The sequence below is a fragment of the Rubrobacter calidifluminis genome (assembly GCF_028617075.1).
GTDB lineage: Bacteria > Actinomycetota > Rubrobacteria > Rubrobacterales > Rubrobacteraceae > Rubrobacter_E > Rubrobacter_E calidifluminis.
Genome location: NZ_JAQKGV010000011.1, coordinates 73,973 through 92,468 on the forward strand (window position 1 = coordinate 73,973; position 18,496 = coordinate 92,468).

The window sequence follows — 18,496 nt, forward strand, 5'->3', positions numbered from 1 at the left end:
GCTAGGCTCTCTTCCGGCCCATGACCGGTCGGACAAGAAGGAGAAGAAAAGATGCCGCTCGACGAGGAGCTTTTCAGACGCCTGATCGAGACGCCCTCCGTGCCGGGGCGCGAGGAAGAGCAGCGCGAGATAGCGCGTGAGGTGCTGGGAGGGCTGACCGACGAGGTGAGAACCGACCCGCTCGGCAGCGTCATCGGGACGAAGAAGGGCCGGGAGGACGTGCGGGTGATGGTCGCCGCGCACATGGACGAGATCGGCTTCCTCGTCAGGCAGATAGACGACAAGGGGTTCCTCCGGCTGCAGCCCGTCGGCGGCCACGACCCGGCGAACATGATCTCCCAGCGGGTGATCGTTACGACCCAGGAGGGAGAACGGCTGCGCGGGGCGCTGCAGCCCGTCCGCAAGCCGCCGCACGTAGCGGGCGAGGAAGCGAACCGGCTGCCCAAGCTGCAGGAGTTCTTCGTCGACCTCGGGATGGCGGCGGAAGAGGTGCGAGGCAAGGTCCGCATCGGAGACTACGTGACGATGGACCGCACCCTCGAGAAAGTCGGCGGCTGCTACATGGGCAAGGCGATGGACGACCGGGTGGGCCTGCTGGTCATGTACGAGGCGCTCCGGGCGATGAGGTCGAACGAGGCCACGGTGCACGCGGTGGCGACCGTGCAGGAGGAGGTCGGCCTGCGGGGGGCCGCAGCGAGCGGATGGGGCCTCGAGCCGAGCGTGATCGTCGCGCTCGACATCACGCTCGCGCTCGACGTGCCCGGGAGCGCGGAGGAAGATCGCGTCGCCGAGCTAGGCAAAGGCGTGGCCATAAAGATCATGGACTCCTCCTTCATCTCCAACCCGAAGCTGGTCGAGCACATGAGGAGGATAGCCGAGCGCGAGGGCATCGATCACCAGATGGAGATCCTGCCGCGCGGCGGCACCGACGCAGGGGGCGTGCAGCGTCTGCACGGGGGCATCCCCGCGATAACGCTCTCGGTCCCGGCCCGCTACGTCCACTCGCCGAACGAGATGGTGGCCGCCTCCGACGTCGAGGCCGCCTTCACCCTGCTCGCCCGCTACCTGGAAGAGGCGCACACCGGCGACTACCGTCTCTGAGGAGATGGACGAGCACCTCAGGGAGGTCTTCTGGAGCATGCTCAGCCCCCGCCGGGCCCGGCGCATGCTCGAGGTGCTCGAGAACCGCACCCGCTACGTAACCGTGCTGCTCGAGGCGGTCGACGACGGGCACAACCAGGCGGCCGTGCTGCGCTCGGCGGAGGCCTTCGGGGTGCAGGACGTCTCGGTGGTCGAGGGGGAGAAACCATTCTCCCCCAGCCCCGGGATCACGCAGGGCTCGGACAGGTGGCTCACGATCCACCACCACCGCAGCATCGAGGAGGCCGCATCCTTCCTGCGGGAACGCGGATACCGGCTCTGGGGGAGCCGACTCGACGGGAACGCCGTACCCCTGCAGGAGGTCGACCTCTCCCGCCCGGCCGCCTTCCTCTTCGGCAACGAGCACGAGGGGCTCTCCGGGAGAGCGCTGGAGCTGGTCGACGGCACCTTCGTCGTCCCCATGCGCGGCTTCGTCCAGAGCCTCAACATCTCGGTCGCCGCCGCGATAACGCTCTTTCACGCCACGAACCGGGCCCGTGCCGAGGCAAAAGAGGACTACCCGCTCGACGAAGCCGCCCGCAGGGAGGTGCTGATGCGCTGGATCTCGACCACGAACCCCCGCGCCCGACGGGTGCTCCGGGTGCTCGAAGGGAGGGGTGGAGGACGCTAGAAACTCACGCCCTTCCCGAGGTGATCCTTTCGGCCATAGCCCGGAAGGCTCTCTCCTCGAGCCCGTCGTCCAGGGGTTCGAGCTCGAAGGAGCCGTCCACCCTCCTCAAGGCGGTCGCGATGAGGTGGTCGGTGAACCAGGGGTTCTTGGGCAGGAGCGAGCCGTGGAGGTAGGTGCCGTAGGCGTTGAGACGGCGCGCCCCCTCGGTGCCGTCCTCGCCGTTGTTGCCGTATCCCGAGACGACCCTGCCGAGCGGTTCGACACCACCGAGATAGGTCCTCCCCCCGTGGTTCTCGAAACCGACCAGCTCTCGCTCCTCCCCGCCGAGAGAGGTGCGGACGAGCACGTTCCCGATGAGCCGGGCCTCGTCGGGGCGGCGCGGCCTGGTGTACAGGTCGAAGACACCGACCCCCGGTAGCATCTCTCCGTCGGGGGTTTCGTAGTGGTGGCCCATCAGCTGGTAGCCGCCGCACACCCCGAGCACCACGCCCCCGTCCTCGACGATGGCCCTCAGATCGGCACCCTTGCTGCCGGAGAGGTCCTCGGCCAGGAGCGCCTGCTCCCGGTCCTGGCCGCCGCCGAAGAGAAAGACGTCGCAGCCGGTCGGCCTCAGCTTCTCCCCGAGGTTCACCTCGACGACCTCGACCGGTATCCCGCGCCACTCGCAGCGCCGGACGATCGAGATCACATTCCCCCGGTCGCCGTAGAGGTTCATCATCCGGGCGTAGAGATGGTGGACGGTGAGCTTCATCTGTCCTCCCAGAAAGGATGGGTGTAGCCCATGTCGCTCAGGGCCTTGCGGATCTCGAGCATCGCCGTGTAGGTGGGGAGCACGTAGAGCGTCTCGCCGGGCGGCGTCGCCCCGAGCGCCTTCTTCAGCGCCTCCCTGCGATCCGGGACGACCTCCCCTACCGGAAGGTCGGCGTACTTCAGGCGCACGGCCATGTCGTGGGCCCGGATCCCGCTCACCCGGAAAGGCGGGAGCCCCTCCCGGACGTCCCGGAGCATCTCGAAGTTCACGTCCCACAGCCAGGAGACGTCGCGCCCGTCGGCGTCGTTGTCGTTTATGGCGATAAGGACATGGGTGGCCTCGCCGGAGAGCATGAAGGTCCGCAGGATCTCGTCGAACCCCACCGGGTTCTTGATGAGCAAAAGGAAGACCTCCCTATCCGCGGCCCGCACCCGCTCGACCCGCCCGAAGGCCCCCCTGAAGGACTCCAGGCCACGCGTGATGTCCCCGAACCCCACCCCCACCTCACCGGCGACGGCCGCGGCGGCGAGCGCGTTGTAGACGTTGTAGAGCCCCGGGAGCCTTATCCTGACCTCGCGTTCACCGGAGGGGGTGCCGAGGAGAAACCTGGTTCCCCGGGACCCCTCCAACACCACCCGGCTCGCCCGGTAGCGGACACCGGGGCGGGAGAAACCGCAGCCCGCGCAGCGGTAGAGCCCGACGTGACCCATGTATACGGCCTCGTAATCCAGATACCTGCCGCAGACGGGACAGTCGCTCGAGTCTGCGATGTGCTCGAGCCTCCCGGTATCGAGCCTCTGGTCCTCGACCCCGTAGTAGACGGCCTTCCCCGCGGAGCGCCCGAGGCTCGCCACCAGCGGGTCGTCGGCGTCGAGCACGACCGATCCCCCGGCCGGCAGGTGTTCGAAGGAGGATGCGATGACCTTCGCGGTGTAGGCGAGCTCCCCGTAGCGGTCGAGCTGGTCCCGGAAGAGGTTGAGCACGGCGAGGACCCGGAGCCCGGCCTCCGCGGCGACCTTCGGCACGCTCGCCTCGTCCACCTCGAAGAGCCCCAGCCCGGAGCGGGGACGTCCGAGAAGTCCGGCATCCGAGACCAGAGCGGCGGTCACGCCCGTGATGAGGTTGGCACCCGTCGAGTTGTTCACCGCCCGGATACCGGCCACGCGCAGGATCTCCGCGACCATGCGCGTGGTGGTGGTCTTGCCGTTGGTCCCGGTGATGGCGACCGCGCCCTCCGGGAGCCGGGAGGAGAGCTCGCGCAAGACGCGCGGACAGACCCGGCGGGCGACAACCCCGGGGATCGTCGATCCTCCACCCCGTCCGAGCGCCCGGCTGGCCATCGCCGCCGCGCGGGCGGCGATGACGGCCGCCGGAAGACGCAGGTCTGCGGGAAGGTTCTCGTTCACCGCCCGGATTATATTAGCCGGGGACACCCGGTGTCCCGGTGGAGAGAGAATTAGTCGCACCAGAGCCGCGGTATCTCCGTCCCACATCTCCTCACATCATTTGCCTCCACCGAAGAGCCCGCTGTAGGGGAGCAGGATTAACAGGTTCCGGGCACGGAGGTGCGGTAAAAATAAGCGGAGATGGAGATCTTCGAGAACCTGCAGGCAAGCTCCCGGCTCCCCCGGCCGGAGCTCGACGCGTACTCGAGGACCGTAAGGTACGTCACCGAGCGTCTCGAGCCCGCGGTCATCGGCGTCGCGACCCCCGATGGGAGGGTCGGTGGTAGCGGCGTGATACTGGGTGTCAGCGGGACCGAGGCCACGGCCGTCACCAACAGCCACGTGGTGCGTGGTCTCTCGCGGCGTGGAGGCGGGGGGCTGCTCGCCGTTCTCTCCGACGGTGGCACGGCGCGGGTGCGGACAGCCGGCGACGATCCCGCGAGCGATCTCGCCGTACTGCGGTTCTCTCCTGAAACGGAGCCGAAAGTCGCGGAGCTGGGAGATGCCGGCAACCTCGTCGTCGGACAGCTCGTCGTGGCCATAGGCAACCCCCTGGGTTTCCAGCGGAGCGTGACGGCCGGTGTGGTGAGCGCGCTGGATCGTACGATCACCTCCCAGGAAGGTCGTCCGATCGAGAACGTCATCCAGACGGATGCGGCGGTCAACCCGGGCAACTCGGGAGGGCCGCTGGCCGATTCGACGGGTCATGTCGTGGGGATAAACACCGCGATCATCGGCCGGGCGCAGGGCATAGGGTTCGCGATACCGGTCTCCGCGGCCTTCCGGAGAATAGTGTTCTCGCTGGTCACAGAGGGGCGGGTGAGGAGGGCGTTCCTCGGCGTCACGGTCGGGACACGCCCCGCCTCCGACGGGAGCCCCGGTGGTGCCGAAGTGACGAGCGTCGCCCCCAACAGCCCGGCGGAGAGAGCCGGGGTGAGGCCCGGCGACCTCATAGTAGGCCTGGGCGAGCATCGGGTGCGTTCGGTCGGCGAGCTACTCGGCCTTCTGGACGACTCGGCCATCGGCAGGGACCTCCCGCTGAGGATACTGAGAAGAAACGCCGAGATGACGCTCACGGTGCGCCCCGTGGAACACTGAGCCTGTCAGTCCGGAAGATCCTTATAACAAGGCCGGAAGTCCACTGCACCAGGCAGGGTCTCCCGGCGAGAGACTTCACCCGGACCGATTCCGGACTGCGTCCGCACATCGGGATTCAAACCAGTGCCAAGGCCCGGCACCAGCCACCGCTGCCACCCTGTATCTTCACCGGCGGACAGGAGACCTTGAAGCCGTAGGGGCGTGGGATGCGATCCAGGTTCGCGAGCTTCTCGATCTGGCAGTACTCCCGCTCTATCCCGGCGAAGTGGGCCTCCCACAGCAGGGTCCCGTCGCCCGTCTCGCGGAACTCTCTCGCTTCGGCCTCGAAGTTGCGGTCGAGGCTGTAGGCGTCGATCCCGATGACTTTCACCCCGCGGTCGCAGAGCCACAGCACCGAGGAGCGGGTGAGCCCCGGCTGCAGGAAGTATTCGGTGCTGCCCAGATGTTTGTCACGCCCGGTCATGATCATCACGATGTCAAGCGGTTTGAGCTCGTAGCCGATCCTCCCGAGCTCTCCCCTGATGTCCTCGATCCCGATCTTCTCGCCGGGACCCTTGTGCCTGAAGTCCAGCACCACGCCGTCGGAGAAGAACCACTCGACGGGCAGCTCGTCTATTTTCCTCGCCGGTCTGCCCTCCGAGGTGGGGGCGTAGTGCCAGGGAGCGTCCACGTGGGTGCCGGCGTGGGCGACCGTCGTGATCTCCTCGGCCGCAGCGCCCTTTCCCCCTGAGAGAGCGAAGTCCCCTTTCTCCACGCCGAAGAGACGGGCCAGTATCTCGGCGCTCTCTCCCTCGTGCGACTGGTACCTTATCTTCGGCTTGAGTGGCTCGTGGACGGCGTCGGGTACTATGCCGACGCTCAGGTCGATGATGCGGCTGTAGGTGAATCGTTTCTCCATACCTCTCCTCCTTATCCCGGGGTGTCCTCTACACGCTACCCGCCCCGCGTCCCCGGGTCCAATACCTTTCGGGAACGCGAGTGATAGACGAAAGCTATAATTTCTTCGGGAAAGGTAAGCCAGGATGGAGCTCAGACACCTCAGATACTTCGTGGCCGTCGCCGAGGAGCTCCACTTCGGCCGGGCGGCGAAGAGACTGCACATCGTGCAGCCGACGCTGAGCGCCCAGATACAGCGCCTGGAGAAGGAGGTGGGCGCGAGGCTCCTCTACCGAACGAAGCGCACCGTGCGGCTGACGGAGGCGGGGCTGGCCTTCCTGGAAGAGGCCTACCTGGCGCTAGAACACAGCGAGAAAGCCCTGCAGGCCGCCCGGCGTGTGGCCTCCGGAGAGGCTGGCTTGCTCGCCATCGGACTCGTGGGGAGCGCCACCTACAGCGTCGTGACGGAAGTTCTGAGCCTTTACGGGAAGCGCTTCCCGGGTGTACACCTGGCACCACGCGAGATAAACACCTTGGACCAGATCAGTGCCCTGCAGGAAGGGTCCATCCAGATAGGCTTCCTGCGCCCACCCGCGGATTTTGCCCCCGATGACCTGAAGATAGAACCGTTCGTAAAAGAACCGATGATGGCGGTTCTGCCCAGAGATCACCCCCTGACCGGCTCCAGAACGGTGCCGCTCGCAGCCTTGTCCGGGGAGGCCTTTGTGTTGCCCTCCGACGAACGTGAACCCGGCTTCTGTGAACAGGTGACCCGGGCCTGCGAAGAAGCCGGTTTCACACCCAAAATCGAACAAGAAGTTAGTGAGATACAGGTGGGGCTGGGCCTCAACGCCGCCGGCAGGTATGTGGGGCTCCTCCCCTCTTCGGCTCGACATATCAAGACGACGGGCATAGTCTTCAAGCGGCTCGCAAAACCTGTTCCGATGATGACCCTCTACATCGCCTGGCGGCCTGAAAATCTCTCTGCAACGGGTCTTGCCTTCCTCGGGGTGTGTGAGGAGGTCTCCAAGCGTAAACTCATCCAACACCGACCGTCTTCTACCAGCCTCAACAACTAATCGTCTACACCTATTAATCCTTCAAGAAGAAAGTATTGGACGTTTCATGCGAGCCGGCGGCACAATGCTTTCGGGAAAGAACCGAGAGGAAAGGGAAACATCCATGAGCGAACGTGGCATGGGGGACTGCGAGCAGTCTTCGGGCAACCTGAACGAGGCCCGGCATCTCATCTCGCAGCTGGCGCACGTGGAGATCTCGAGTCCGGATCCGGAAGAGTCGGTGCGCTGGTTCACCGACGTTCTGGGGCTGCAGGAGTCGGGGCGCGAGGGGCAGTCCGTCTACCTGCGGGCGTGGGGCGAGTTCTTCCACCACAGCCTGGTGGTGACCGAGGGACATGAGCCCTCTCTGTTGCACGTCGGGTGGCGCACCTCGGGTCCGGAGGAGCTGGAACGGGCCGTAAAGCGCATCGAGGAGACGGGGAGGGGTGAAGGCTGGCTGGAGGCGACTACGGGTCATGGCCCGGCCTACCGCTACCGCGCCCCTGGCGGGCATCTGCACGAGGTCTTCTGGGAGGTCGAGCGCTGGCAGGCACCGCCCGAGCTTGCCACGGACTTCCCCGGACGTCCGCAGAGGCATCCCCGTCACGGCGTCTGCCCGCGTTACATAGACCACGTCACGGTGGCGACGCCGGACCTGGTGGCCGAGGCCAGGTGGCATCAGCAGACCCTGGGTCTCAAGTTCACGGACTACATCGTCCCGGAGGAGGACTCTGACTTCGTGGTCTTCGCCACGCTCACGAGCCACTCCACGCACGAGCTCGGGCTCGTACCGGAGACCTCCGAGGCACGCGGGAGGGTCAACCACGTGGCCTTCTGGCTCGAGCAGCGCGTCGACGTGGAGCGGGCGGCGCACATCCTCATCGACGCGGGGACGCCCATCGAGTTCGGGCCCGGCATGCACGGGATAGATGAGATCACCTACCTCTACGTGCGCGAGCCGGGCGGGATGCGGATCGAGCTCAACTCCGGCGGCCGCAGGCTCTTCGAGCCCGACTGGGAGACCAGGCGCTGGACGCCTGCGCAGGGGGCGATGAGCGCCTACCGCAACATCGGGATGCCCGAGTCGATGATGGAGTCGTTCCCGCTCCCCGAGCGGGCGGGCGACCTGTACGACACCGGGCTCTTCAGCCGGCGGGGATAGAGATGCCGGCGGTGCGGAAAGTTCTCGTCGTCGGCGGGGGCATCGGGGGGCTCTCGGCGGCGATCGCGCTGCGGGCCCGCGGGGTGGAGGTGGACGTCGTCGAGATCAACCCCCGCTGGGACGTCTACGGGGTCGGGATCATCCAGCCGGCCAACCAGATCCGGGCGCTCGCCGCGATCGGGCTCGGGAGGGAGTGCATAGAGCGGGGCTACCCGTTCGAGGGCTCCCGCTTCTTCGATTCCCAGGGCAACCTGCTCGCCGACGTGCCCTTCGAGAGGATCGCCGGCCCTGAGTACCCGCCGATGAACGGCATCACGCGCCCCAGGCTGCACGAGATCCTGCAGGATGCAGTACAGAAATCCGGCGCCCGGGTCAGGACGGGACTCACGGTGGCCGGGCTAGACCAGGACAAGGACAGTGTGGAGGTGCGCCTGACCGACGGCACCTCCGGGTGCTACGATCTCGTGATCGGGGCCGACGGTCTCCATTCGCTCATTCGCAGGGTCGTCTTCGACCCGAATCTCGAGCCCGAGTTCACCGGGCAGGTGGTCTGGCGCTACAACGTCCCCCGGCTGCCGGAGGTGGACAGGATCTGCATGTTTCAGGGGAACAGGGGGAAGGCGGGCTTCGTGCCGCTCGCGCCGGACCTCATGTACATCCTCTTCATTGAGAAGCCCCCGCCAGATTCGCCGCCCGACAGGAAGCTGCCGGAGGCCCGGCTCGCCGGGATCTTCCGCGAGCGCTTGGCGGAGTTCGGGGGACCCGTGGCCGGGGTGCGTGACCGGTACATCAACGATTCGGGGAAGGTCGTCTACCGCCCGGTAGAGACCATCCTGCTGCCCCCGCCATGGTACCGCGGCCGGGTCGTCCTGATCGGGGACGCGGCCCACGCCACCTCTCCGCACATCGGGCAGGGGGCCTCGATGGCCATCGAAGACGCGGTGGTGCTCGCCTGGGAGCTGGAGAAGGACGTCTCAGTTCAGGAGGCGCTCGAGGCCTTCATGCGGCGGCGCTACGAGAGGTGCAGGTACGTGGTCGACGTCTCGACCCGGATCGGCAAAGGGGAGATGGACCCGTCCCTCGGCATCGATCCGGCGGCCCTCACGGCCGAGAGCGCCGTCGTCCTCGCCGAGCCGATCTAGGAGGAGGTCGCATGAAACCCACTGATATGAGCGGCACCTGGTTCGCCCTCGGAACCTTCGCGGACGGCAGCCACGTCTTCCCGGGCCTCGTGCTGGAGGAAGAGCGTGTGGTGGACCTCTCCAGAACGGAGGTGCCCGGCGCGGGGCGCTTCTCATCCACCCGCGAGATCCTACAGGAGTGGGATGCGAACCTCGCGGCGCTGGCCGGCCTCGCGGAACGGGGCACCTCAGAGAGCCGCGATCTCGCCTCGCTGCGGGTGCTGCCGCCCGTCGAGCCGATCCAGATCCTGCAGAGCGGGGCCAACTACCACAGGCACGTGGTCGACCTGATCGTCGCCGAGGCGAAGGCCGGGAACCCCCGGATGAGCGCCGGAGAGGAGGCCGAGGTGCGCCGTCGCGGCGAGAGGCTCATGGATGAACGCGTCGCGCACGGAGAGCCCTATCTCTTCCTTGGCTCCCCGACCGCCCTCTGCGGGGCCTACGACGACGTCGTGCTCCCCGCCAGGGGAGATCAGCACGACTGGGAACTCGAGCTCGTCGCAGTAATCGGAAGGAGCGGTCGCCACGTATCCCCAGGGCAGGCTCTCGACCTCGTCGCCGGGTACACCATCGCCAACGACATCACCACCCGCGACCTCGTCTACCGACCCGACCTCAAGGCCATAGGCACCGACTGGCTCCGCTCCAAGAACGCGCCCACCTTTCTGCCGACCGGGCCCTACATCGTTCCCAAAGAACTCGTCGGCGACCCGGCGGAGCTGCGCATCACCCTCAGGCTCAACGGCAAGATCATGCAGGACGAGTCCACCGCGGACATGATCTTCGACGTCGCCCGGCTCGTCTCCTACGCGTCGTCCAGGGTGACGCTCCGGCCCGGAGACCTCATCCTCACCGGCTCCCCCGCGGGCAACGGCTCGCACTGGGGGCGCTTTCTCAAAGAAGGCGACGTGATGGAGTGTGAGATCACCGGTCTCGGCATGCAGCGCAACTGCTGCACGCCGGAGAAAGGAGGATACAGGAAATGAGCGAGCACGGAACACCGGCCGGGAACACTGCAGGAGGAGATCCTCTCGTTCCCGAAGCCGTCGCGCAGACCGTGACGGCAGAACCCCGAAGAAGGGTGGGTCTTGGTTTCATCCTGGCTTTCTCCCTGGCTTACATGAGTGCCTGGATGGCTTACCTCACGCCGCCCTTCGTCGCGATGGCCGTAAAGGTCCGTCAGATCGATCCGGCAGGTAGTGCCGGGAGCCTGGCCTTCGTGCTGGGCGTCGGTGGTCTCTTCGCGATCGTCGCCTACCCCATCTTCGGCAAGCTCAGCGATCGCACCCCCTCCAGATTCGGGATGCGCCGTCCCTGGATAGCCGGAGGGTGGCTGGTCGGCACCATCGGTCTGCTCTTATGCGGGATGGGCCAGAGCATACACGTTGTTCTCCTGGGCTGGATCATCGCCCAGCTCGGGCTGAGTGCACTGCTGGCAACCCTTGTGGCTCTACTGCCAGACCACGTCCCGATGAGCCAACGGGGACTGGTTTCGGGATTCCTGGGTATGGGAATCCCCGTCGGAGCGATCGGAGGCACGTTCATAGCCCAGTCAGTCTCGGGCACGATTCCGCTCATGTTCCTGTTGCCAGCCGGTGTGGCCTTCGTATGCATAGCCATCCTCTTCAGCATCCTCGAAGATCGCAGGCTCGGTCTGGAACAGGTCAGAACACTGCCCCGCTACGGGTTGCGGGAATTCCTGGACAGCTTCTGGGTGAACCCACGCCGGCACCCGGATTTCGGGTGGGCCTGGCTCAGCCGGTTCCTGGTTTTCATGGGCGTGGATACGCTCGTGACCTACCAGGCCTTCTACCTCATAAACCATCTCGGACTGGATCCGGAGAAGGTCGCCCAGTTCGTCTTCCTCGGCACGCTGGTCCACTACGGGGCGCTCGTCCTGGTCAGCGTCGTTGGCGGATGGCTCTCCGACAGGCTCGGCAGGCGCAAAGTCTTCGTGATGAGCGCCGCGGCACTCTACGGGATAGGGCTCGCATTCATCGCCTTTGCACCCTCTTTCGAGGTGTTCTTGATCGGCATGGCGATAACCGGTCTCGCCGAAGGAATCTACTCGGCGGTCGACCTCGCCCTCGTAGCCGACGTACTGCCGCATCCAGACAACGTGGCCAAGGATCTTGGCGTCTTCCAGATCACCAGTTCGCTTCCGCAATCCCTCGCTCCCGCCGTTGCTCCGATTTTCCTCTCCATCCCGCTGTCTGGAGGCGGTCAGCCGGGCGGAAACTACACGGCACTCTTCGCGATAGCGGCGTTGCTCGCCTTCCTCGGTGCTCTGGCCGTGCGTCCTATTCGAGGCGTCAGATGAGCGTCGATCGCCCGGCCAGCAGTGTGGTGGACGTCCATACCCATGCCGTAGTGCCAGAGGCATTTGAGATCGTCGCCAATGAGAATGGCTTCCGGCTCGAGCGCGAGGCCGATCTGGCGAACTTCGGCTCAGAGACCATGAAACACCAGCTGGCAATGTTGGAGGAGATCGAAGCACCCCTCACCGATCCAGAGAGACGTCTTGAGGCAATGGACCGCCAGGGGGTGGACATACAGCTCGTAAGCCCCTCCCCCGCCCACTATCACACCTGGGCGGAGCCCGAGCTCGCTCGACTCATAGCTCGTACCGTGAACGAGGGTATCGCCAGATTTTGCAACTCTCATCCGGACCGCTTCGTCGGGCTCGGGTTCGCCCCGATCCAGCACCCAGACGTCGCCGAAGAGGCAATGGCGCATGCCGTCGTCGAGCTTGGTCTCAAGGGCGTGGAGATAACGACCTCGGCTCCTGGCAGAGAGCTCGGCGACGAGGCATATCGGGGCTTCTGGGCGCGGGCAGAGGAGCTGGGTGCTCTGGTCTTCATCCACCCCTGGGGGTGCACGCTGGGCGAACGCCTGAACCGTCACTATCTCGCCAACATCGTCGGCAACCCCGTCGAGACCACCGTGGCGCTCTCCCACCTCATCTTCTCCGGGCTCCTGGACTACCACCCGGATCTCAGGATCCTCGCCGCTCACGGTGGGGGTTATCTGCCCTTCTACACCGGTCGCTCCGACCACGGCTGGAAGGTCAGGCAAGAGATCCGCACCCCCAGAGAGCTACCGAGCAGCTATCTGAGAAGGCTCTATTTCGACTCTCTTGTCTACGAACCAGAGGCGCTGGCGTACCTCGTCTCGCGGGTCGGGGCCGAACGGGTGCTGCTCGGATCCGACTTCCCCTTCGACATGGGCGTCGAGGACCCGGTTGGACACGTCCACGCATCACCAGGCCTGGATGCGGCCGGACGGGATGCCATTTGCGGAGCCAACGCCACCAGGCTGCTGGGACTGGGCGAAAGGAGCGTGCAACGTCCCGAAGACCGCAGGACGACCGGAGTGAAGCTCTCGCCCGGGAAAGGAGTGGGAACGTGAGCACCCTGGTGAACTTCATAGACGACGCGATGCGGCGCCCACGCCGCGACGCTCGTCCGCCGCGGGAGGGTGTTCTCGCTGTCGATGAGTTTCGATTCCATGGGCCCCAGAAGGAGATCATGGGCCGGAGCAACCCGGTCCATACCATGCCTGAGACCGGGGACGAAGCCATGCACGGACGGCAGGATTTTCCCCACGGTATCGGAGGAGTGGACGATGTGATCTTCGTGCCCCTCCAGAGAACGACCCACTGGGCCGGGCTCGGGCACATCTTCGACCGCGGCCTGGCCTACAACGGCCGCCCCGCCGACGAGGTCGTGGTGTCGGCAGGTGATCTCGTAACCGGCATAGAGAACGTGGCAGCCGACATCGTGGGTCGGGGCGCGCTCCTAGACTTCGGGCATGCGATCGGTGAAGACGGTGAGCTTAACGCCGGCTTCGCCATCACCGAGGAGCACATCCACCAGACCATCGAGAGGCGAGGCCCCACCTCCGTGGTCGGCCGAGGAGACCCGGTCCTGGCAAGGATCGGTCAGCTCTCGCGTTGCCAACGGGAAGGATGGGGGCACTCTGCTCGCGGAGACGCTCCGGAGTTCTCGTTCTCCACCGCGCGGTGGCTCCATAGGACCGAGATGGCCGCGATCGCCACCGACACCCGGGACTTTGAGCTCCGCCCTCTCAGTTCAAGGAGGCGTTCTCGCCGCTGCACCAGGTCGTCATCCCGAACATGGGCCTTACTATCGGTGAGATGTTCGATCTTGGAGCGCTGGCCGAAGACCGCGCCCGAGATGGTGTCTACGAGCTCCTTCTCATGGCAGGCCCTCTGCCTGTCACCGGGACGGCAGGTGCACCAGTCGATACGATGGCCGTGAAGTGATGGATCGGATGACGGCACCTGCGGCGGAGTCTGTGCGATCGATCCTGCGGAGGAGAAACACATGAGCACATTCGAAGGCAAGATCTACTGGCGGGGTGAGTACGGATACGAGGAAGAGAGAACTGGTGCCGTCTTCAACGCTCGCAAACCAGATCGATTCCCGGCCGCCATCCTCAAAGCCGCGGGTGAGAACGACGTGATGGCTGGCGTGCGACTGGCCCGGGAGCGAGGACTGAAAGTCTCTGTACGCTCGGGCGGACACAGCTGGGTAGGCTGGGGGCTTCGGGACGAGGCCCTCCTCATAGACCTCTCCCAGATACGCGAGATATCTCTCGACCCCGACTCAATGATCGTGCGCGCCAGTCCGGCGGTCAACGGCGGGGCCGAACTGGACCCTTTTCTGGCCAGGCATGGCCTTTTCTTCCCTGGAGGACATTGCCCGGGACCAGGTCTCGGCGGGTTTCTCCTACAGGGAGGGATGGGATGGAACTGCCGGGGGTGGGGTTGGGCCTGTGAGCGCATTGAGGCCGTAGACGTCGTCACCGCTGACGGAGAACCGGTCAGGGCGGACGAGAACCAGAATGCGGATCTGCTCTGGGCCGCGCGGGGTGCCGGGCCCGGTTTTTTCGGCGTGGTGACGCGCTTCCACCTCAGGACGATGCCGCGCCCGGGGATGATCGCCCAGAGCACCTACGTGTATCCGCTGGACCTCTACGAGGAGGTGATGCACTGGATCTACGAGGTACACACCGACCTCGCACCCAGCGTAGAGCTGGTGGTCGTCGGGTGCAGGTTCCCACTGCCTCAGGAGGCCCGGCATCAGGGAGATCCCGTCATAGTCGTCGACGGCGTTGCATTCGTCGATACGCTCGAGGAGGCGACCAGGGCACTCTCCCCGCTCGAAACGTGTCCGGTAGTGGACCGGGCGCTCGTGCAGCGCTCTGCAAGGCCGACGACCATGGAAGCCCTGCGGGCCATCCAGAGAAATCAGAACCCAGAAGGACACCGTTACGCAGCGGATAACGCCTGGCTCTCCGCCGGACCAGGAGATGCCGTGCCGGCCCTGCGCGAGTTGTTTGCCACGATACCCAACGAGAAGTCCTTCGTCCTCTGGTTCAGCATGTCGCCCCTCCGTCAAATACCCGACATGGCCCTCTCCCTGCAAACCGACGTCTATCTTGCCGTATACACGATATGGGAGGATGAGGCCGACGACGAAGCCTGTCAACGCTGGCTCACTTCCCAGATGCGTCGGATAGAGCCGATCACGGCGGGACTCTTCCTGGCGGACGCAGACCTTGTGAGTCGCCCGGCCAGGTTCATGGCCGAAGACAACTGGCGCCGCCTGCAAAAGCTGCGTACCCGGTACGACCCAGACGGCCTGTTCTGCTCTTACCTGGCGGCGGAGGATGTTCCGCTCAACACCAATAAGTGGACCATCAGGAGTGACAGATGGTCTCGTCATGGCTCCGAGAAGAACGAGGAGGCTGAAAGTGCGAATAGCGAGATATGAATCCGGAGGCGTGGAAAGGCTCGGCGTTGTCTCCGGAGAGGAGATCCACCCGCTGCCGGAGGGAGTAAACCTCCTTCGATTGCTCGCCGCCGAACCGGAAGAGCGTGAGCGGATCACGCGGGCCGCGGAGGCACCGGTTGCCCTCTCCGGCGTTCGCCTGCTGGCTCCGCTCCGCCCACCCACGCTGCGGGATTTCGTGGTCTTCGAGGAGCACGTCGAGGGCGTTACCAGAAGCGTCTCGGGGGAGGGGGGGATCCCCGAAACCTGGTACGAGATCCCCACCTTTTACTTCGGCAACCCCTACTCCGTGATCGGCCCCTACGACCCCGTGCCGATCCCACCGGGCTGCCGGGCGCTGGACTTCGAGCTGGAGGTGGCCGCGATCGTGGGCCGGGCCGGGAGCGATCTGACGCCGGAGGAGGCGCGCGTACACATCGCGGGTTACACGATCCTCAACGACTGGTCCGCCCGCGACCTCCAGCGCCACGAGATGCAGATCGGACTGGGACCCGCCAAGGGGAAGGACTTCGCGAACACCCTCGGTCCCTGGATCGTAACCTCAGACGAGCTGGAGCCCTACCGCCGCGGCGACCGACTCGACCTCGAGATGGAGGTCTACGTGAACGGTGAAAAGATCGGAGACGACACCCTGGCCAACATGGCCTGGTCTTTTGAGGAACTGGCAGCCTACGCCTCGCGCGGCACCTGGATCATGCCGGGAGACGTGCTGGGATCAGGCACCTGCGGCTCTGGGTGCCTCGCCGAGCTGTGGGGGAGAACGGGCAGGCAGGAGCCGCCGCCGCTTGAGGCGGGCGACGTGGTGCGGATGACCGTCGAGGGGATCGGCGAGATCGAAAACCGCATCGTCGAGGGTGTGACTCCCGTGCCAATCCCCCGCGCACGGGCCGCCGCTTACAGGAGGAAGCGCGCGTGGGGCGGGTAGAGGGCAGGGTCATCGTGGTCACCGGGGCCGCCCGCGGGCAGGGCGCGGCGGAGGCGGCCGCGCTCGCCCGCGAGGGTGCCGTCGTCGTGGCGGCAGACGTCGCCGAGATACCGGACACAACGATCCCTTATGTCTCTTACCGGAAGCTCGACGTCACCTGCCCGGAGGATTGGCAAGCCCTCCGGACCTTCCTGGAAGAGCAGTACGGCCGGGTAGACGGGCTCGTGAACAACGCCGGGCTCACCCACCGGGCACGCCTCGGGGAGGTGGCACTCGCGGACTGGGAGCATGTTTTCTCCGTCAACGTCACCGGGGTGCTTCTCGGTATACAGACGCTCTTGCCTCTCATGCCGCGTGGCGCCTCGATCGTCAACGTCGGTTCGCTCGCGGCGCTCACCGGACACTACACCGTGGCTTACACGGCGAGCAAGTGGGCGCTCAGGGGTCTCTCGCGGGTCGCCAGCATGGAGCTCGGTCCGCGCGGCATCCGGGTCAACACGATCCACCCGGGCTACATAGAAACCCCGATGACCGCCTCGGCCCCACCAGCCTTTCTCAAGGCCAACGACGCCGCCACCCCGCTCGGTCGGCCCGGGACTGTGCATGAGGTCGCACCACTCGTGGTTTTCCTCCTCTCTGGAGAATCCTCGTACATAAACGGAGCGGAGATCCCGGTCGACGGCGGCCAGTGGGCTCACGGTGGGGCTAAATTCCTCTCCGACGCGCTACAGCGAGAGGCGATGGAAAGATCGAAAGGAGACTGAGGAGAATGGCTTACGTGGTTGCGGCGAAATGGGTTGCGAAAGAAGGAGCGGAGGAGAAGGTTCTGGCGGCGATACGGAAGCTGATCCCGGCATCACGCAACGAGCCGGGGTGCCTCTTCTACCAGCCCAATCAGGATCCGGATAACCCGCGGGTGTTCTTCTTCTACGAGATCTACACGGATGAGAAGGCCTACGAAGCGCACGGCGCCTCGGAGCATTTCCAGCGGTATGGCTTCGGGGAGGCGATCCCCGCGCTCGAGAGCCGAGAGCGCAGCTTCTACCAGACGATAGATCTCTAGCGCGAGATGGGACGGCTCGACGGCAAGGTCACTCCGATCTCCGGGACGGCGCGGGGACAGGGAAGGGCGGCAGCACTGCGCTTCGCCGCCGAGGGAGCCCTCGTGGTCGGCGGCGATCTCCTGAAAGAAGCAGCGGTGGAGACGGTGAAGATCGTCAGGAAACTCGGCGGCACGATGCTCAGTGTGGATTCGCTGGACGTGACCGACGAATCGTCCGTCAGTTCCTGGATCCAGACGGCCGCAAATGCTTTCGGCAAGACAGACATCCTCTACAACAACGCTGGAGCCGTGCGCTTCGTGTCCGTGGATGAGCAATCGTTCGATGACTGGCGCTTCACCCTCACGGCGGAACTCGACTCCGTCTTTCTGGCTTGCAAACATGCCTGGGGATTCCTCAAAGAGGGAGGAGGTGGCGCAATCATCAACATCGGGTCTACCGCCGGTATGCGGGGCTCCATGACCAACGCCCGGACCGCGCACACCGTGTCCAAAGGCGGCGTCATAGCCCTGACCCGCCAACTGGCCGCCGAAGGAGCGAAATACGGCATCCGCGTGAACTGCATCAGCCCCGGCATGATCTCGACCGAGGGGGCGCGAAAGACGCTCCTGCATCCGGACCACCCGATGTACGAGATCTCGCAGAGTATCCCGCTCCGCCGTGTTGGGACGCCGGAGGACGTAGTCAGCGCAGCGGTATTCCCCGCCAGCGACGAAGCAGCATACATCACCGGGGCGAACCTCGTCGTCGACGGGGGCTGGTCCGCCGCGCTCCCCGGCGCGCGAGATGCGGGATGAACGGCAAGAGAAGTGCAGCAGTACGGTTTGAGCTCTATCACGTGGGCATCTCGGTAGCTGACCTCGATGCGATGACAGCCTGGTATGCCAACACTTTGGGCTTCACGGTCGAGGGTGCCTTCGAGGTGGAGCAGAAGGGTCTACGCGGGCGTCTGCTCTCGCATGCGTGTGGGCTCGGGCTGGAGCTGCTGGAACGGGCTGGCTCCAAGGTGGTCGGGAACTACTCCGACCCGTTCGCGGCGGCACTGATACGAGGCTACGGGCACATCGCTCTCAGGGTCAGTGACCTGGACGCCTGCTTTGAGCATCTGATCTCCGCTGGTGCTCGAGCGGTCTGGTCCCCACGACCCGCTCCGATCCCCGGCTCTCGCATGGCCTACGTCTCCGACCCCGAGGGAAACCTGATCGAACTCGTCACCTGAAAGAACTGATGGCGACTACGGTTGTCTTCTTCGGAATGGAACACGGCATCTCTTCCGGACCACCTTGCTCCCGGAGAAGGTGCTCGCGATAAGCCGCTCGACGTCATTCTCCCAGCCAGACCATCACCCGAAG

18 protein-coding genes and 1 pseudogene are annotated in these 18,496 nt (G+C 65.5%); 16 read left to right on the forward strand and 3 right to left on the reverse strand.

Annotated elements, in window-relative coordinates; all coding sequences use genetic code 11:
• Window positions 1-51 precede the first annotated feature (51 nt).
• Window positions 52-1,101 (forward strand): M42 family metallopeptidase, encoded by a 1,050-nt coding sequence (locus PJB24_RS10315; protein ID WP_273845511.1) that lies wholly within the window; start codon window positions 52-54, stop codon window positions 1,099-1,101.
• 4 nt (window positions 1,102-1,105) lie between these two features.
• The gene (locus tag PJB24_RS10320; RefSeq protein ID WP_273845514.1) at window positions 1,106-1,771 is read left to right on the forward strand and encodes a TrmH family RNA methyltransferase; all 666 of its coding nucleotides are present in this window, start codon (window positions 1,106-1,108) and stop codon (window positions 1,769-1,771) included.
• Window positions 1,772-1,775: 4 nt separating this feature from the next.
• Here the strand turns inward: PJB24_RS10320 and PJB24_RS10325 are convergent, their stop codons facing one another.
• Together PJB24_RS10325 and PJB24_RS10330 are read right to left on the reverse strand one after the other, a co-directional pair.
• Window positions 1,776-2,522: a type 1 glutamine amidotransferase gene (locus PJB24_RS10325; RefSeq protein WP_273845516.1), complete on the reverse strand. Its 747-nt coding sequence runs from the start codon at window positions 2,520-2,522 to the stop codon at window positions 1,776-1,778.
• A complete protein-coding gene (locus PJB24_RS10330; RefSeq protein WP_273845517.1) occupies window positions 2,519-3,928 on the reverse strand; it encodes a MurT ligase domain-containing protein in 1,410 nt (469 codons plus the stop codon). Before PJB24_RS10330 ends, PJB24_RS10325 begins: the two co-directional genes overlap by 4 nt.
• Window positions 3,929-4,108: 180 nt before the next feature.
• Between PJB24_RS10330 and PJB24_RS10335 the strand changes: the two genes are divergently transcribed.
• Window positions 4,109-5,065, forward strand: a complete 957-nt coding sequence (locus PJB24_RS10335; protein WP_273845520.1) for a S1C family serine protease — start codon at window positions 4,109-4,111, stop codon at window positions 5,063-5,065.
• Between the two features lie 115 nt (window positions 5,066-5,180).
• Here PJB24_RS10335 and PJB24_RS10340 read toward each other — a convergent pair whose 3' ends face one another.
• The gene (locus tag PJB24_RS10340; RefSeq protein ID WP_273845522.1) at window positions 5,181-5,963 is read right to left on the reverse strand and encodes a cyclase family protein; all 783 of its coding nucleotides are present in this window, start codon (window positions 5,961-5,963) and stop codon (window positions 5,181-5,183) included.
• A 124-nt stretch (window positions 5,964-6,087) separates the two neighbouring features.
• Here PJB24_RS10340 and PJB24_RS10345 point away from each other — a divergent pair, with 124 nt between their 5' ends.
• The 13 genes and pseudogenes from PJB24_RS10345 to PJB24_RS10405 all read left to right on the forward strand — a co-directional run bounded on the left by PJB24_RS10345 (window position 6,088) and on the right by PJB24_RS10405 (window position 18,363).
• Entirely contained in the window at window positions 6,088-7,020 is a 933-nt protein-coding gene (locus PJB24_RS10345; RefSeq protein ID WP_273845524.1) for a LysR substrate-binding domain-containing protein, read from the forward strand.
• 103 nt (window positions 7,021-7,123) lie between these two features.
• On the forward strand, window positions 7,124-8,161 hold the full coding sequence (locus PJB24_RS10350; protein ID WP_273845526.1) for a VOC family protein: 1,038 nt from the start codon (window positions 7,124-7,126) through the stop codon (window positions 8,159-8,161).
• Window positions 8,162-8,163: 2 nt separating this feature from the next.
• A complete protein-coding gene (locus PJB24_RS10355) occupies window positions 8,164-9,303 on the forward strand; it encodes an FAD-dependent oxidoreductase (protein ID WP_273845529.1) in 1,140 nt (379 codons plus the stop codon).
• 11 nt (window positions 9,304-9,314) lie between these two features.
• Window positions 9,315-10,328 (forward strand): fumarylacetoacetate hydrolase family protein, encoded by a 1,014-nt coding sequence (locus PJB24_RS10360; protein ID WP_273845530.1) that lies wholly within the window; start codon window positions 9,315-9,317, stop codon window positions 10,326-10,328.
• Complete coding sequence (locus PJB24_RS10365; RefSeq protein ID WP_273845531.1) at window positions 10,325-11,662, forward strand: MFS transporter; 1,338 nt, start codon at window positions 10,325-10,327, stop codon at window positions 11,660-11,662. The genes PJB24_RS10360 and PJB24_RS10365 overlap by 4 nt, the downstream gene beginning before the upstream one ends.
• On the forward strand, window positions 11,659-12,750 hold the full coding sequence (locus tag PJB24_RS10370; RefSeq protein ID WP_273845533.1) for an amidohydrolase family protein: 1,092 nt from the start codon (window positions 11,659-11,661) through the stop codon (window positions 12,748-12,750). Before PJB24_RS10365 ends, PJB24_RS10370 begins: the two co-directional genes overlap by 4 nt.
• Window positions 12,747-13,627, forward strand: a pseudogene (locus PJB24_RS10375) (cyclase family protein). The gene PJB24_RS10370 and the pseudogene PJB24_RS10375 overlap by 4 nt, the downstream one beginning before the upstream one ends.
• Before the next feature lie 61 nt (window positions 13,628-13,688).
• On the forward strand, window positions 13,689-15,140 hold the full coding sequence (locus PJB24_RS10380) for an FAD-binding oxidoreductase (RefSeq protein ID WP_273845537.1): 1,452 nt from the start codon (window positions 13,689-13,691) through the stop codon (window positions 15,138-15,140).
• Window positions 15,121-16,083, forward strand: a complete 963-nt coding sequence (locus PJB24_RS10385) for a fumarylacetoacetate hydrolase family protein (RefSeq protein WP_420541926.1) — start codon at window positions 15,121-15,123, stop codon at window positions 16,081-16,083. Before PJB24_RS10380 ends, PJB24_RS10385 begins: the two co-directional genes overlap by 20 nt.
• The gene (locus PJB24_RS10390; RefSeq protein ID WP_273845541.1) at window positions 16,071-16,847 is read left to right on the forward strand and encodes an SDR family NAD(P)-dependent oxidoreductase; all 777 of its coding nucleotides are present in this window, start codon (window positions 16,071-16,073) and stop codon (window positions 16,845-16,847) included. Before PJB24_RS10385 ends, PJB24_RS10390 begins: the two co-directional genes overlap by 13 nt.
• A 5-nt stretch (window positions 16,848-16,852) precedes the next feature.
• Window positions 16,853-17,146, forward strand: a complete 294-nt coding sequence (locus PJB24_RS10395; RefSeq protein ID WP_273845543.1) for a putative quinol monooxygenase — start codon at window positions 16,853-16,855, stop codon at window positions 17,144-17,146.
• 6 nt (window positions 17,147-17,152) lie between these two features.
• Window positions 17,153-17,941: an SDR family NAD(P)-dependent oxidoreductase gene (locus tag PJB24_RS10400; RefSeq protein ID WP_273845544.1), complete on the forward strand. Its 789-nt coding sequence runs from the start codon at window positions 17,153-17,155 to the stop codon at window positions 17,939-17,941.
• Window positions 17,938-18,363, forward strand: a complete 426-nt coding sequence (locus PJB24_RS10405; RefSeq protein ID WP_273845547.1) for a VOC family protein — start codon at window positions 17,938-17,940, stop codon at window positions 18,361-18,363. The genes PJB24_RS10400 and PJB24_RS10405 overlap by 4 nt, the downstream gene beginning before the upstream one ends.
• Window positions 18,364-18,496: the final 133 nt, after the last annotated feature.

Bases quoted from the DNA above. Each gene is read 5' to 3' on its own strand.
- PJB24_RS10395 (WP_273845543.1), top strand. From the start codon at position 16,853: ATGGCTTACGTGGTTGCGGCGAAATGGGTTGCGAAAGAAGGAGCGGAG.
- PJB24_RS10350 (WP_273845526.1), top strand. From the start codon at position 7,124: ATGAGCGAACGTGGCATGGGGGACTGCGAGCAGTCTTCGGGCAACCTG.
- PJB24_RS10335 (WP_273845520.1), top strand. From the start codon at position 4,109: ATGGAGATCTTCGAGAACCTGCAGGCAAGCTCCCGGCTCCCCCGGCCG.
- PJB24_RS10405 (WP_273845547.1), top strand. From the start codon at position 17,938: ATGAACGGCAAGAGAAGTGCAGCAGTACGGTTTGAGCTCTATCACGTG.
- PJB24_RS10370 (WP_273845533.1), top strand. From the start codon at position 11,659: ATGAGCGTCGATCGCCCGGCCAGCAGTGTGGTGGACGTCCATACCCAT.
- PJB24_RS10340 (WP_273845522.1), bottom strand. From the start codon at position 5,963: ATGGAGAAACGATTCACCTACAGCCGCATCATCGACCTGAGCGTCGGC.
- PJB24_RS10380 (WP_273845537.1), top strand. From the start codon at position 13,689: ATGAGCACATTCGAAGGCAAGATCTACTGGCGGGGTGAGTACGGATAC.
- PJB24_RS10315 (WP_273845511.1), top strand. From the start codon at position 52: ATGCCGCTCGACGAGGAGCTTTTCAGACGCCTGATCGAGACGCCCTCC.
- PJB24_RS10400 (WP_273845544.1), top strand. From the start codon at position 17,153: ATGGGACGGCTCGACGGCAAGGTCACTCCGATCTCCGGGACGGCGCGG.
- PJB24_RS10320 (WP_273845514.1), top strand. From the start codon at position 1,106: ATGGACGAGCACCTCAGGGAGGTCTTCTGGAGCATGCTCAGCCCCCGC.
- PJB24_RS10360 (WP_273845530.1), top strand. From the start codon at position 9,315: ATGAAACCCACTGATATGAGCGGCACCTGGTTCGCCCTCGGAACCTTC.
- PJB24_RS10365 (WP_273845531.1), top strand. From the start codon at position 10,325: ATGAGCGAGCACGGAACACCGGCCGGGAACACTGCAGGAGGAGATCCT.
- PJB24_RS10355 (WP_273845529.1), top strand. From the start codon at position 8,164: ATGCCGGCGGTGCGGAAAGTTCTCGTCGTCGGCGGGGGCATCGGGGGG.
- PJB24_RS10345 (WP_273845524.1), top strand. From the start codon at position 6,088: ATGGAGCTCAGACACCTCAGATACTTCGTGGCCGTCGCCGAGGAGCTC.
- PJB24_RS10325 (WP_273845516.1), bottom strand. From the start codon at position 2,522: ATGAAGCTCACCGTCCACCATCTCTACGCCCGGATGATGAACCTCTAC.